Raw genomic sequence first — 15,268 nt, forward strand, 5'->3', positions numbered from 1 at the left:
TTTTGTTTGTTATGCTTTCGCGATGGACGCGTGCTATCGAATTAGCATATTTGACGGGGTAAGCCGAGCATAAAGACAGCAAAAAACCGGCGGGACCGAGCATGAAAACGAGCATCATCATTCCAGCCAATAACGAGGCGCATTGGATGAGCGCCTGTCTGGAGGCTGTGTTTGCCTCTCAGAAGCTTGAGGCGGCGCAAGTGATCGTTGTTGCGAATGGATGCACCGACAGGACCGCCGATATCGCGCGCAAGTACGAGCCACTGGCAAAGGCCAAAGGTTGGGAGCTTTTGGTGGTCGAGTTGAAAATCGGCAACAAATTGCATGCGCTGAATGTGGGTGATCATCAGGCTACCGGTGATGTGCGTGTCTACTTAGATGCGGATGTTCAGGTCTCTGAGCGGGTATTGCACCAGATTGAGCGTGCTTTGGATCGTGAGGAGCCTGCTTGGGCCAGCGGTAAAATGCAAATGGCAGCGGCAGGGCGGGTCAGTCGGCTCTACGGTCGTTTTTGGTCCAAGGTGCCGTTCATGGCAAAGTCAGTTCCGGGATCTGGCCTATTCGCCGTCAATAGCGCTGGGCGCGCGCGTTGGGGAGAGTTCCCGGATATTATTTCGGACGACATGTATGTGCGCCTGCAATTCAAACCGCGTGAGCGTTTAGGGGTTCCAGGCACCTACATCTGGCCTATCGCGGAAGGCTGGCGCAATTTGATCAAAGTGCGCCGTCGCCAGAACCAGGGCGTGGATCAAATCGCCGACCGATTTCCGCATTTGCTGAAAAATGAGGATAAAGGCAACTTTGGCAAAGGTCCGATTGCAACCTTGGCTTTGAACTATCCGTTTGGGTTCTTTGTCTATGCGTCGGTCGCATTGATCGTAAAGCTCAGCAGGGACAAGTCTGAAGGCCAATGGAGCCGAGGACGATGACGGATAAAGGCGCAGAGCCGCAGTCAGTTGGACGTGTGAAAACGCTTTTGCACGGGCAGGGGCTGGCGGCGAAAGCCATGCGCGGGGGCGCGTTGACCATTCTGGGGTTTGGCGGCAGCCAGGCGCTGCGCTTTGCCTCAAACTTAATCCTCACCCGTATCCTGTTTCCTGAAGCCTTTGGCGTCATGGCGCTTGTCTACGTGTTCATGCAGGGGCTGAATAACTTTTCGGATGTCGGGATCACCCCGGCAATTATGCGAAGCAAGCGCGGAGATGATCCGGATTTTCTGAACACAGCTTGGACAATGCAGATCATCAGAGGCTTCACGCTCTGGATGGTGACATTCATCATCGCAGCGCCCGCTGCGCAGTTCTTCAATGCTTCGCTGCTTGAGCAGATTTTGCCGGTCATTGGCGTGACCCTGTTTATTTCAGGCTTCAATCCTACTCGGCTTGATACAGCCAACCGACACCTGAATTTTGGCCGCATCACCGTCATTGAGCTGATCGCACAGATCATTGCTCTGATCGTCGCGATTGTTGCAGCAATCATTCTTGAAAGCGTTTGGGCGTTTGTGATCAGCGGTATAGTGGGTTCTTTTGTTCATCTCATCTTGCTGACGTTTTTTCTGCCGGGGGAGCACAACAAGTTCCGCTGGGAGAGGGAATCCTCTAAGGAGCTGATTAATTTCGGAAAATGGGTCTTCTTGAGCACGGCCGCAGGGTTCTTTATCAGCCAGGGGGATAAGATCATCCTCGGTAAATACCTGTCGATCAGCACGCTCGGAATTTACAATATCGGCTTCTTCCTTGCGGGCTTCCCGCTGCTTCTGGGCGGCACTGTGACGCGCCGCATATTGATCCCGCTCTACCGCGAACGTCCGCCAAAGGAGTCTCGTGAGAACTTCCTGAAACTCAGGAAAATGCGTTTTGCCTTGTCGGCTGCTCTATTGGGGGCATTGGGTGTACTGGCGATGCTGTCGGGTTGGTTGATCGATGTGCTTTATGATCCGCGCTACATCGCAGCAGGGGGCATTCTGCTGCTCGTCACCTTTGCCCAACTCCCTTCACTGATTGTGTTGACCTATGATCAGGCCGCTCTGGCTTCAGGGGACTCCAAACGGTTTTTCGTCTTAGCTTTTGCAAGAATGATTTTCTTGATCGCAGGGCTTTGGATTGGCGTTGTGACCTATGGGTTGGCTGGCGCGCTGATTGGGCAAGCCATTGGAATGGTTGCGGTTTATCCTGTTGTGGTCTGGCTGGCACGACATCAGGGTGCATGGGATCCGCTGCATGATCTGACCTTCGCCATTTTGGGGGCCTCTATTCTTGCCGTCGCTTTTTGGCTAAACTTCGGATTTGTCACAGAAATACTCGCCTTGAATTCGCCTTGATCTCACCAAGTTGACGCTTGGTTTGACGGGTACCCAAAACGCCAAGAGTCCCTTGCGCGCGCGCATTGGGACCGAGGCTTCGATGATCGAGTGATACATGGCAGATAAGCAGACGTCCGACTATTGGACTGAAAATGACATTGCGATTGTGGGGATGGCGGCCCATTTGCCGGGGTCTGCCACCTTGGATGAGTATTGGCAAAATCTGCGAGACGGGGTGGAGTGTATCTCTCCTCTGACCGAAGAAGAGCTGCTGGATGCGGGTGAAAGCCCGATGCGCCTGAAGCACAAGAATTACGTGAAATCAGCTGCGCTGCTGAAAGACTTCGAAAAGTTTGATGCGGAGTTCTTTGGGTTGAGCCCGAAAGAGGCAGCGATTATGGATCCGCAGCATCGCCAGTTCCTCGAAGTGAGTTGGGAAGCGCTTGAAAACGCGAACCACGTTCCGGAAAACTTCAAGGGACCTATCGGGGTTTTTGGCGGCTGCGGCATGGGCAGCTATTTCTATTTCAACATCTGTTCCAATCGTGATCTGGTCGACAACACCGGTATGTTCCTGCTCCGCCACACAGGCAACGACAAGGACTTCCTGTCTACACGTCTGAGCCACATTCTCGATCTTAAAGGGCCGAGCCTTTCGGTGCAGACAGCCTGTTCCACCTCATTGGTGGCGGCACATTACGCCTGCCAGTCTTTGCTCAATGGCGAATGCGATATGGCGCTGGCAGGTGGTGTCACAATCGAGCTCCCCCACAAACGTGGCTACATTTTTGAAGATGGCGAGATCCTATCTCCTGACGGGCATTGCCATGCCTTTGATCACCGTGCGCAGGGAACTGTCTTTGGTAGCGGGGCAGGCGTGGTGGTCTTGCGGCGCATATCTGATGCGATTGCAGACGGAGATCATATTTGGGCCGTCATTCGTGGCTCTGCCGTGAACAACGATGGCTCTGACAAAGCTGGCTATCTGGCACCTTCTGTCGATGGGCAAGCAAATGCCATCGCAGATGCACTCGCGATGGCGGATGTGCCAGCGGATACAGTCGACTATGTCGAGTGTCATGGCACTGGGACTTACCTAGGCGATCCAATTGAGATCGCGGCGCTCACTGAAGCCTTCCGAGAAACCACGGACGAAAACGGTTATTGTCGCGTTGGATCGGTGAAAACCAATATTGGGCACCTCGATACCGCAGCCGGGGCCGCCAGCCTGATTAAGGCGGCCATGTCGCTGAAGAATAAGCAACTGCCCCCAAGCTTGGGTTTTGAAAAGCCTAACCCAGCTATTGATTTTGAAACCAGCCCATTTCGCGTGAATGACGCGCTCAATGACTGGACATCTCACAAGGGACCGCGTCGTGCCGGGGTCAATTCCCTTGGCGTTGGAGGCACCAACGCGCATGTGGTCATAGAAGAGGCGCAGGCGCGTCCGGCATCAGAAGAGTCAGATTGGCCCTTCCAGCTTCTCACAATTTCTGGCCGCAGCAATAAGGCGCTCGATGCCAATGCGGCAGCTTTGGCCGCGCATCTGCGTACACATCCAGAACAAAACCTCGCGGACATCGCCTACACCCTGCAAAAAGGGCGTCGTGCCTTTGAAAAGCGGCGTGTGCTTGTGGCCTCAACTCACGAAGAGGCTGCTGAGCTTTTGGAAAGGAAGGACCAGCGCCGCGTCTTCAGCCACTCTGCGGAAACATCTGTGCCAGAGCTTGTTTTCATGTTCCCCGGAGGCGGCGCACAGCATGTAAACATGGGTCATGACCTCTATGAGACCGAACCAGTCTTCCAAGAGTGGATGGACAAGGGCCTCGCGATCCTGAGTGAAAAATCCGACATGGATGCGCGCGGTATTTGGCTGGCGGAAGGCATGTCCAAAGACGCGGCAGAAACGGAACTGCGTCGCCCTTCGGTGCAACTGCCTCTGATCATGATCGTTGAATATGCGCTCGCGAAACTCTGGCAGAGCTGGGGGGTTGACCCTGCGGTTTTGGTCGGTCACTCGATGGGTGAGAATACTGCCGCTTGCTTGGCAGGTGTGATGTCGTTTGAAGACTGCATCGGGCTCGTGCTGCTGCGTGGCCAACTGTTTGAAACGGTGCCTAAAGGCGGGATGCTTTCAGTTTCCCTATCCCGCGGCGACCTTGAGCCTTTCATGGGGAAAGACCTTGATATCGCAGGGGAAAACGCCGCTGAGCTGACTGTTGTCTCAGGCCCAGATGTGGCCTTGGAAGCGCTTCAGGAAGAACTTGCTAAGAATGACATAGAAGCTCAAAGAATTCCGATCGATATCGCCGCGCATTCGCGGATGCTGGAGCCGATACTGGTCCAATTTGGTGACTATCTCAAAAGTATTGAGCTTAACGCACCGCAAGTCCCCATTGTGTCTAATCGCACCGGACAGGTGCTAACCAATCAAGAAGCAACTGACCCAGACTATTGGGTGCAGCATCTGCGCGGAACGGTTCGCTTTGTCGATTGTATCAGCGAGCTGACGCAAGTTCCGGGCCGCGTGTTCCTTGAGGTCGGTCCCGGCAAGGCATTGAGCGCCTTGGCCGGTATGCACCCATCGGTTGGGCAGGGCAAAGCCATCTCATCGCTGCGCCACCCAGATCATGAGATCGAAGATGACCTTTATTTCATGAGCGTGCTTGGGCGTCTTTGGGCGAATGGCGCGCAGTTTGACTGGTCCCAAATTTGGGGAGAGGCACGCCGCAACAAGGTGATTTTGCCGAGTTATCAGTTCCAACGCGCGTCTTATTTCATTGAGCCTGACAATCGTCATGTTCCCGCCGCCGCAGAGGTCATGCGCAACGAAAATATGTCTGAATGGGGTTTCCGCCCTGTCTGGACACCAAAGTTCGCAGAATACGACGTTGATGTGCTGGATGACCTAACGTTGGCCGATCCACAGTCGTGGCTCATTTTTGTCGATGAGGGCGGTCTGGGGGCCGACATTGCGCGTACCCTGAGAGAGGCCGGCCATTCTGTTGTCGAGGTGACGACTGGTGATGCCTTTGGGAAGAAATCTGATACGCAATACGTGCTCTCGCCCGAACGCGGCCGGGAAGGGTACGATCAGCTGCTAAAAGAGCTCATCGCCCACGGTCAGGCCCCAAATCGCATCCTGCATATGTGGCTTCTGACCTCGCAAGAGACCTTCCGGCCGGGCAGCAGCTTTTTCCATCGCAATCTTGAGCAAGGCTTCCATTCGTTGATGTTCCTTGGCCAGGCGATCATCGATGAAAATCTGGCGCAGCCTGTACAACTGACATGCGTCACGAATGGGGCGGCGTCGGTTGGCAAAAACGCGTTGACCTATCCTGAAAAAGCAACCGTTCGTGGCCCGTTGGGTGTCATCCCACGCGAAGTACCAGGAATGACCTGCGCCAGCATTGATGTGGAATTGGCGGAGGGGCTTACAGGCCAACTGCTTGAAGATCTCATCGCTGATCCGCGGTCCTTTCAAGCAGCATACCGCGATGGAAAACGGTTTGAACTCAGCCATAAACAAACCAGCGTAGGTGAAAGCTCTTTAGCGCAGTGGGAGAAGGGGAAAACCTATCTCATCACCGGTGGCTTTGGTGGAATTGGCGTCACTGTCGCAGGCGAGATGCTTGAAGCCGGGGCAAATGTTGCTCTGCTCAACCGTTCTGAGCTGCCAGATCGCAGTGAATGGCTTAAGATCGCAAGCTTCCGAGGGAAATCAGACAAGACAGCGCGTACAATCCGCACGTTACAGCAGCTCGAACAATTGCCCGGACAGGTCCGCGTCGTGGTTGGTGATGTCTGCAACATTGTTGAGATGCGCGCTGCTATTGAAGAGGTCAAAGAACACTTTGGACAAATCCACGGTGTGATCCACGCAGCTGGCGCCATTGACGACGCGCCATTGTTGGCAAAAACCACTGCGCAGGTGGAGGATGTCTTAGCGCCTAAGGTGCACGGTACCATGGTGTTGGATCAACTTTTTGCCGATGGCGAATTAGAGTTTCTGACGCTCTTCTCCTCGACCTCCACAGTTCTCACACCTGCAGGGCAGGTTGACTATGTGGCGGCCAATACGTTCCTGAACGCCTATGCGGAAAGTCGGAAATCTGATCAGACCCAGGTGACAGCCGTCAACTGGGGCATCTGGGCGGATGTGGGCATGGCAGCTGACAGTATTGCTGACAGGTCTGGCGAAACGGAAGAGATCATGCACCGCCCGATCGAAGCGGAGACACTTCAGAACCTGCAGGTGCTGCACGATGGAACTTTGATGTTTGAGGCCGAAGTTTCCACCGAAACCTGTTGGATGCTGGATCAGCACCGCACGGCACAGGGTGAGGCGATTTTCCCGGGCACAGGCTATTTGGCGTTACTTGCTGAAGCGATGCAGGTGCTTGATGAAACCGCCGCCTATGAGGTGCGAGAGCTTACTTTCCTGCGTGCATTGCATGTTGAGGATGGTGCAGCACGGAAACTGCAACTTCGCTTGACCCCTGATGAGTTGGGGTATGCCTTTGAGCTGCTCTCTGACTATCAGGACGCTTTTGTGCGCCATGCCGAAGGGCGGGTTTCTATGGTGTCACTGCCAAAAGCGAAGGCTTTTGATCTGCCGGTCATCACTGCCCGTTGTCCGAACATCGAAGTGGCCAATGATGATGGTCACCTCACCAGCCCGCAAGAGGCGCATCTGAATTTCGGGAAACACTGGAATGTCCTGCGCAAAGCTGCGCTGGGTGATGGAGAAGGTCTGGCGCAACTTTCGATCTCTGACGCGTTGCGCGAGGAGGCAAGTGGAATGGCCCTGCATCCAGGTCTGCTGGATTTAGGGACCGGTTGGGCGATGAATCTAATTGAAGGTTACTCTGCAGAAAACCTTTGGGTGCCAGTAGGTTACGGTGCATTGCGCCATTATGGTGAGCTCCCAAGTCAAGTGACCAGCTGGGTCACACTAAGCGATGGTTCTTCGAAAGAAAACAGCGCGCGATTTGATGTCGTTTTGGCCGATACAAGTGGCAACGTTTGCGTTGAAGTTGATGGTCTGACTATTCGCCGGCTGGAAGGTGAATTCACAGCTAAAAATCTGCCGCGCCCTACAGCATCAGAGTTGGTGCGCGACGATGCAGAGCAAGCGCCTCAGCTCTCGGCAAACGAACAGCGCCTGCAACACAACCTTTCTCAGGGTATCCCTGCCGTGCAAGGCTCCGAGGCGTTGCGTCGTGCCCTTGGGACCGGGCTCAGCAATATTATTGTCAGCTCGCTTGATCTGGATGCGTTGAAATCGCAAATCGATGCGCAAGCGCTTGATGTAGAAGAGGAAAGTCAAGGTTTCGAACGCCCTGATCTGGACAATGACTTTGTTGCGCCTCGCAATGATGTTGAGAGAACGCTAACCGGGTTCTGGCAAGACCTGCTTGGGATCGAAGAGGTCGGTGTACAGGACAATTTCTTTGATCTGGGTGGCCATTCGCTGATCGCTGTGCGGCTCTTTGCGATGGTCAAAAAGGCCTATAGGACAGAGTTCCCGATCTCGATCTTGTTTGAAGCGCCGACAATTGAGCAATGCGCGGCTCTGATCATTGAACGGATTGGTGATCAGACTGGTGAAGACACATCGGAAGCCAAGCCCGAAACCATCGCACCAGAACGACGCTATACGCACATTGTTCCAATGCATCAGGCAGGCAATAGTGAAAAGGCTCCGTTCTTCTTGGTGGCGGGTATGTATGGCAATGTTCTGAACCTGCGCCATCTAGCTCATCTGATTGGTGCGGATCGGCCGTTCTATGGCCTGCAAGCACGCGGTCTGTTTGGTGACGCTGAGCCACACGACGACATCGCGGAAGCAGCGCGTGATTACCTTGTGGAACTGCGTCAGGTGCAGCCGCATGGCCCCTATATGCTGGGCGGTTTCTCTGGCGGTGGCCTGACAGCCTATGAAATGGCGCGCCAGCTGAAAGAGCAGGGCGAAGAGGTCTCTTTGGTTGTCATGTTGGACACACCCTTGCCAGTGCGTCGTGCGCTTAGCACCCAAGATCGCATTAAAATTCAATGGCTTGAGTTAAGGAAAGGCGGTCTGGGTTATCTCTATCGGTGGGCGAAGAACCGCATTCTTTGGGAGTTTGCAAAACGGCGACAGCCTGAAGCCACCGAAGAAGACGGCGGTCAATTTCACAATGCTGAGATTGAAGCGGCCTTCTATCGTGCCTTGCCCAAATATCAGGTGCATCATTGGGACGGGCGTGTCGCACTCTATCGACCGCCATTGGTTGGCAAATGGCAAGTGAGCGAAGATCGCTGGGTTAACTCTGAACGGACATATGTTCTGCCCGACAATGACTGGGGGCAGCATGTGCCTGATCTGCATGTCACCGAAGTGCCTGGGGATCATGACAGTATGGTTCTTGAACCCAATGTGCGCGTGCTGGCGACCCACATCCGCAAGGAAATCGAACGTGCAGAGCGCGGCAAAGCCGTGATCCTACCATTCCGACGGGCCGCGGAGTAAGGCATGACCGACAAAAGCGTCTTAACAATCATTCTGAACTACAAAACGCCCGACATGACACTGCGTGCGGCAGAGGCCGCGCTGCGGGAGATGGAAGGCATGCTTGGGCGAATTTTGATTGTCGACAATGACAGCCGTGATGGTTCGTTTGAAAAAATGGCGGAATCGGCTGTTGCCAAAGGTTGGTCAACGGATCGCATTGAAGTTCTGCAATCGGGTCACAATGGTGGGTTCGGCGCTGGCAATAACTTCGGAGTTTTACATGGCCTAAGGACAGGCATTGAAGGTGCTGCCCCAGACTACATTTACATCCAGAACTCTGATGCATTTCCACATGATGGGGCTATTCGAAAGCTCTATAAGCATCTGGAAGAAAATCCCAAAACCGGGTTCGCAGGGAGTTACATCCACGGTTCAGACGGTGAGCCACATCTTACAGCATTTCGATTTCCCAGCATCGCCGGAGAACTGGAAGGATCTGCCAAACTTGGCCCGATTTCACGACTGCTTCGGAATTCAATCGTTCCGTTACCAATCCCTTCAGAGACCATTTCGGTCGGATGGACGGCCGGTGCATCCGTTCTGATCCGCCGAGAAGTGCTGGAAGAAATCGGCCTCTTTGATGAGACATTCTTTCTCTACTTTGAAGAAACCGATCTTTGCCTACGTGCGCAGCGTGCAGGTTGGTCTGTCGACTATGTTCGTGAGAGCGAAGTGGAGCATATCGGGTCGGTGTCGACAGGTATGAAGACTTGGGAACGCATACCGAAGTTCTGGCTCGACTCTCGCCTACATTATTTTGTGTCAAACCACGGCGCAGGCTATGCATTTCTCGCGACACTCGCGCATTTGCTTGGCGGCTCGATCGCGCGGCTGCGTTTTGCGCTGCAAGGTAAATCCATGGGTGAGCCAAAATATTTCCTCATTGATATGGCACAACATGCTTTGAAAGCCGCCCTGACAGGCATGTTGAAGCGGCCTAGAAAAGTTAATTTTCCTAGGGGTTTATTGCCCTTGGATGGAGCAAAGTGATGAGTTTGGACCAAGCTGCAGCAATGGAACGCCAATCGGCCGTGATGATCGGAAACGAGTCGCTTCTGATCCAATGTGCAACGCTGTGGCAGCAGTCTGGACATGAAATAGCCACGATTGTCACCCGAAACGCAGAGATAGCGCGTTGGGCGAAAGATGCGGGTGTGAACGTCGTACAACACGCGGGTACGCTTGCTGATGTTGAACTTTCAAGCGGGTTTGACTGGCTGCTTAGCATCGCAAATTTGCAGATCGTTCCAGACGCTCATCTTGCCTTGGCCAAGAAAGGTGCGGTCAACTTCCACGATGGGCCTTTGCCAGCATATGCAGGGCTAAACGCGCCGGTTTGGGCTCGGCTGAACGGAGAGGCCACTCATGGTATCACCTGGCACATGATCGAAGGCGCTGTGGATGAGGGCGATATCCTTGTGCAACGTGATTTCGCAATCACGGAAAAAGACACAGCGCTGACTCTGAACACCAAGTGTTTTGAAGCCGCCATTGAAAGCTTCCCGGATGTGATCGCAGCACTGGAAGCTTCCACGCTGCCGAGCGTTCCTCAAAATCTCTCACACCGGTCATATTTTGGTCTGGTCGATCGGCCAGATGCCGGGGGACGGCTGGATTTCACAAAGACACAAACAGAGCTGATCGCACTGGTTCGAGCCTTGGATCATGGTGGTTATTTCAACCCGCTATCCGCCCCTAAGGTGATGATTGATCAGGACATTTATCTGGTCACTGATATTGCAGCCTCTCCGGCAAAAGGCGAAAATGGCGAAGTACTGGCTTTGGATGATGACGGGTTGCTTGTAAGTTGTGCAGATGGCGCTGTGCAACTGAAGGGCCTCACAGATCAATCTGGTCGCCCGACTGATCTGAGCACAGCGGTGGTAGGGCAGCGTTTGGCTGCAAGCCGGAATAGTGAAACCATCAATAAAGCCCTGTCTCAGGTCGCCCGTTTTGAATCCTTCTGGCGCGAAAAGCTCTCTGAATTCGTTCCAATGCGTTTGCCTTTTATCTGTGTTTCTGAGGAGCCGGCGAATTGGCAAACTGCCAAACTCTCGGTTCCCGTGAACTTGAGCGAGCGGCAGATTCAGGCAGCCGCTATGATCTTCGCGCAAGCATCCGGTGCTGAAGAGGGCACTGGTATTGCCTATCGCAATGAGGGGCAGACGTCTTCAGCCGGCTATCTGTCGGACTGGGTGCCTGTATCCGCTGGTCTGGATGGAAAGGTTTCGATCTCTGAGGCGGTCAGCATCGTCTCGCAGGTCATTGATAAAGCAGAGGAAATGGACGGCTTTGCGCTTGATCTCGTTGCGCGTGCGCCGGATATTCAAGCTTTCGATACGCCGGAGCTGGCGATCGTTACAGATCCTGATGCCGGGCCTCTTTTGGGAGCGGCGATCAATGTCATGATCAACGGTGGCAGTGCGCGCCTGCGCTATGATGAAAACCGGTTGACACGGCAGCATGCCGAATTCTTGGCCGCGCGTCTTGAGAAGGTGCTGAACGCCTTTGAAAACGACGCACCTCGCATCGCTGAGATCAATGTTCTGCCAGATGCAGAGCGTCAGTTGCTCTTGACGGGCTGGCTTGGAGAAGAGATCGACATTGATCCGAAAGCCACTGTTCATAAGGCCATCAGCGCTCAGGCAGCGCGGACGCCAGATGAGACCGCGATTGTCTTTGAACATGACGCATTGAGCTATGCTGAGCTCGATCAGCGGTCTAACCAATGCGCGCAGCTCCTAATAAGTCGAGGCGTAAGAGCTGGGGACATCGTTGGTGTGCACTGCCGCAGATCGCTCGACCTCGTGGTGGCCTGCCTTGCTGTGATGAAGGCGGGTGCGGCCTATCTGCCGCTGGACCCAGGGTTCCCGGCAGATCGTATTGCGATCTATCTGGAAGATAGTGCAGCGAAGTTTGTGGTTTCGCAGACAGCCATTGCAGGTGAGCTGCCAAATTCTGATGCTAATGTACTGCTCATCGACTCCGATCCAGCTCTCGTCGATGCTTCGACCGACTCCCTAAATGCAGATGTCGCAGGCAATGACCTCGCCTATTTGATTTTCACCTCCGGCTCTACCGGTCGCCCAAAGGGGGTCATGGTTGAACATGGCAATGTAATCAATTTCTTTGCGGGCATGGATACGCGCGTGACGTCCGAGGGGCCAGCCACCTGGCTCGCGGTCACAAGCCTGTCGTTTGATATCTCTGTTCTTGAGCTTTTCTACACCCTGTCTCGTGGCCATAAGGTGGTGATCTCTGGTGACGAGAGTGCAACGCAGATTTCAGATGGTCCCATTGGCTCCGACGGGCAGGGGATGGACTTTAGCCTCTACTATTGGGGCAACGATGATGGCGCAGGGCGCGGGAAATACCGGCTGCTGTTGGAGGGCGCGCAGTTTGCCGATGAGAACGGTTTTTGCGCCGTCTGGACGCCAGAGCGTCACTTCCATGCCTTTGGCGGCCCATATCCAAATCCATCTGTAACCGGTGCTGCCGTTGCCGGTGCAACGAAGAATATTGGTGTGAGGGCTGGCAGCTGTGTCGCACCGCTACATCACACGGCTCGCATTGCCGAAGAATGGGCGGTGATTGACAATCTTACAGACGGCAAAGCCGGGCTAGCGATTGCCAGTGGCTGGCAGCCGGATGATTTCGTGCTGCGCCCTGAAAACACGCCCCCCGCAAACAAGCCCGCAATGTTTGAACAAATCAAAGATCTGCGCAAACTCTGGCGTGGGGAAGCCGTGGAGTTTCCTCGTGCAGACGGCACGCCACATGCAGTGGTCACGCAACCACGTCCGATGTCAAAAGAGTTAGACGTCTGGGTGACGACTGCCGGTAACCCTGAGACCTGGAAAGAAGCCGGGCGCAGTGGCGCACATGTTCTGACCCACCTTCTGGGGCAAAGCGTTGATGAAGTCGCTGAAAAAATTAAGCTCTATCGGTCAGCTTTGAAGGACGCGGGTTATCGCCCTGATGATTTCAAAGTCACCCTGATGCTGCACACTTTTGTTGGCGATGATCGTGAAACCGTTCGCGAAATTGCGCGGGAGCCCATGAAAGACTACCTGCGCTCTGCGGCTGGATTGATTAAGCAATACGCCTGGGCCTTCCCGGCCTTCAAGAAGCCAGAAGGTGTGAACAACCCTTTTGAGCTCGATCTCGGCAGCCTCAACGAAGACGAGTTGGAAGGCATTCTAGAGTTTGCCTTCCTGCGGTACTTCGAGGATTCAGGTCTCTTTGGCACGGTGGATGATTGCCTTCAGCGGGTCGAAGAATTGAAGCGGATTGGCGTGACCGAGGTTGCATGCCTGATCGACTACGGCATCGATACCGATGTTGTATTGGAGGGCTTGCGCCCACTTGCAGAGGTTGTGAAAGCCACCAAGGGTGGTGAGGCTGTGTCGGCAGATGATGTATCCATCGCGGGCCAGATCATTCGCCATAAAGTCACGCATATGCAGTGTACGCCTTCTATGGCGCGTCTGCTGACCATGAGTGACGAAGCCTCCACCGCTCTGCGTCAGGTGAAGCGCCTGTATTTGGGTGGCGAAGCATTGCCAGGTTCTTTGGTTGCGCAACTGGCACAGCTGACCGATGCCGATGTCACTAATATGTATGGTCCGACAGAGACAACCATTTGGTCCTCAACAGGGGCGGTATCTGCGCGGGAAACGACTGCGAATATTGGTCAACCCATTGCGAATACATCACTTTATGTGGTCGATAATGCAATGAAGCCAGTTCCATTTGGCGTTCCAGGAGAGCTGTTGATCGGCGGCGCGGGTGTTACTCGTGGTTATTGGAAGCGCGATGATCTGACGTCGGATCGATTTGTCGACGATCCCTTCAGTGGTGGTGGAAAGCTCTACCGGACAGGTGATCTGGTACAGCGCCGATTTGATGGTGCATTAGATTTTATAGGCCGGGCGGATCATCAGGTGAAGCTGCGCGGCTACCGCATTGAACTTGGCGAAATCGAAAGTCGACTGGAAGATCTGCCAAACGTATCCCAAGCCGTTGTTATCACACGCGAAGATACGCCGGGGGATATTCGTTTGGTCGCCTATACACAGGGTTCCGCAACGGAGACGCAGATGCGCGATCAGCTGAATGCGCATGTCCCGTCATATATGGTTCCAAGTCACTTTGTTCGACTAGAGGTCTTCCCTCTGACCCCCAACAAGAAAGTAGATCGCAAGGCTCTGCCGAAACCGCAGAAAAAAACCGCTGCCCCTCAACCTGTCGTGGCGGCTGTTGAAGCTTCAGATGGCTCGCCGGTTGCACAGCAGATCGCAGAGCTTTGGTCACGCATCTTGGGTGTTCAATCCGTGGCGCCAGGTGACAACTTTTTTGATCTGGGTGGTCATAGCCTCCTTGCAGTACAGGCCCATCGGGAAATCCGCGACCAGCTGGGTTTCAAGGGCGTGTCCATCACTGATATCTTCCGCTTCCCAACCTTAGGTGGGATCGCGGGGCGCATTGAAACTCTGGTTGGGGCTCAGCAACCGAAAACCATATCTGAAGTGCCAGCAGAAGCGGAAGCACCCAAAACGCAACCCGAAGTTCAAACCGAGGGTGCCTCTAGTCGCCAAGACGCGATGGCCAAGCGCCGCGCGATGCGCGCCCGCCGTCGGGAGAAACAATCATGAGCAGTCTTATTCGTCGCCTTTCCATGCTTGAAATGTCCGCGCGAACATTGGTGCCCGCCGGGGTCGCTGTGTCGGTTACGGATGCCAAAGGGGAGGCTGAACCACTATGGCCTGCCGAAGAAAGCGCAATTCAAAACGCCACGCCCGCACGTCAAACGGAATTTGCAGCTGGTCGCATGGCGGCGCGCCGTGCGCTTCTGGCTCTGGGCCGTGCTCCTTCTGCGATTCCGGTCGGGGAGGATCGCGCACCCGTATGGCCACGCGCCGTCGTTGGAAGCATTGCGCATGATGCTAAGGCGTGTATCGCAGTGGTTGGGGAGCGAGAGCGCTTTAAAGCGCTTGGTATTGATATTGAACCGGCACTGCCGCTCGAGGCTGAGATTTTCAGTGAAATCTGTCGCCCTGAGGAATTGGCTTGGCTGCGCCAGCTGCCTTTTGAAACGCGTGGCCTCGTCGCCCGCCGTTTCTTCAGTGCAAAGGAAGCCATCTATAAGTGCCAGTACGCGGTGAGCCGCACGATGTTTGATTTCCACGCCTTGTCCGTGGTCTTTGACAAACAGGGTCGGTTCGATGCACGCCTAATGCTGGATGTAAATGGCTTCTCAAAAGGTACGATTTTCAGCGGCTTGACCACAAAGGCCGGTGAGCAAATCCTGAGTATCTGCCATATTGCCGAAGGGCATGAATTTGGCAGCGATTATCCAAATTCGGTCATCGGATAAACACATTACAGTGGCATAGCCTGTATCAAGAGCA

At 54.4% G+C, this 15,268-nt stretch carries 6 protein-coding genes; all 6 read left to right on the top strand.

The genetic code is table 11. The features are described 5' to 3' along the window. Positions 1-101 precede the first annotated feature (101 nt). Complete coding sequence (locus M0D42_RS03480) at positions 102-929, top strand: glycosyltransferase (protein WP_265020218.1); 828 nt, start codon at positions 102-104, stop codon at positions 927-929. Next, complete coding sequence (locus M0D42_RS03485; RefSeq protein WP_265020219.1) at positions 926-2,323, top strand: oligosaccharide flippase family protein; 1,398 nt, start codon at positions 926-928, stop codon at positions 2,321-2,323. Before M0D42_RS03480 ends, M0D42_RS03485 begins: the two co-directional genes overlap by 4 nt. Positions 2,324-2,420: 97 nt before the next feature. Beyond that, the gene (locus tag M0D42_RS03490) at positions 2,421-8,816 is read left to right on the top strand and encodes a type I polyketide synthase (RefSeq protein WP_265020220.1); all 6,396 of its coding nucleotides are present in this window, start codon (positions 2,421-2,423) and stop codon (positions 8,814-8,816) included. 3 nt (positions 8,817-8,819) lie between these two features. Next, positions 8,820-9,848: a glycosyltransferase gene (locus M0D42_RS03495; protein ID WP_265020221.1), complete on the top strand. Its 1,029-nt coding sequence runs from the start codon at positions 8,820-8,822 to the stop codon at positions 9,846-9,848. Continuing rightward, complete coding sequence (locus M0D42_RS03500; RefSeq protein WP_265020222.1) at positions 9,848-14,512, top strand: MupA/Atu3671 family FMN-dependent luciferase-like monooxygenase; 4,665 nt, start codon at positions 9,848-9,850, stop codon at positions 14,510-14,512. Before M0D42_RS03495 ends, M0D42_RS03500 begins: the two co-directional genes overlap by 1 nt. After that, entirely contained in the window at positions 14,509-15,234 is a 726-nt protein-coding gene (locus M0D42_RS03505; RefSeq protein ID WP_265020223.1) for a 4'-phosphopantetheinyl transferase family protein, read from the top strand. The genes M0D42_RS03500 and M0D42_RS03505 overlap by 4 nt, the downstream gene beginning before the upstream one ends. Positions 15,235-15,268: the final 34 nt, after the last annotated feature.

Origin of the sequence: Cognatishimia activa, assembly GCF_026016445.1 — a bacterium.
GTDB lineage: Bacteria > Pseudomonadota > Alphaproteobacteria > Rhodobacterales > Rhodobacteraceae > Cognatishimia > Cognatishimia activa_B.

Excerpts from the sequence above, each read along its gene's own strand:
- M0D42_RS03480 (WP_265020218.1), top strand. The coding sequence starts at position 102 with ATGAAAACGAGCATCATCATTCCAGCCAATAACGAGGCGCATTGGATG.
- M0D42_RS03485 (WP_265020219.1), top strand. The coding sequence starts at position 926 with ATGACGGATAAAGGCGCAGAGCCGCAGTCAGTTGGACGTGTGAAAACG.
- M0D42_RS03490 (WP_265020220.1), top strand. The coding sequence starts at position 2,421 with ATGGCAGATAAGCAGACGTCCGACTATTGGACTGAAAATGACATTGCG.
- M0D42_RS03495 (WP_265020221.1), top strand. The coding sequence starts at position 8,820 with ATGACCGACAAAAGCGTCTTAACAATCATTCTGAACTACAAAACGCCC.
- M0D42_RS03500 (WP_265020222.1), top strand. The coding sequence starts at position 9,848 with ATGAGTTTGGACCAAGCTGCAGCAATGGAACGCCAATCGGCCGTGATG.
- M0D42_RS03505 (WP_265020223.1), top strand. The coding sequence starts at position 14,509 with ATGAGCAGTCTTATTCGTCGCCTTTCCATGCTTGAAATGTCCGCGCGA.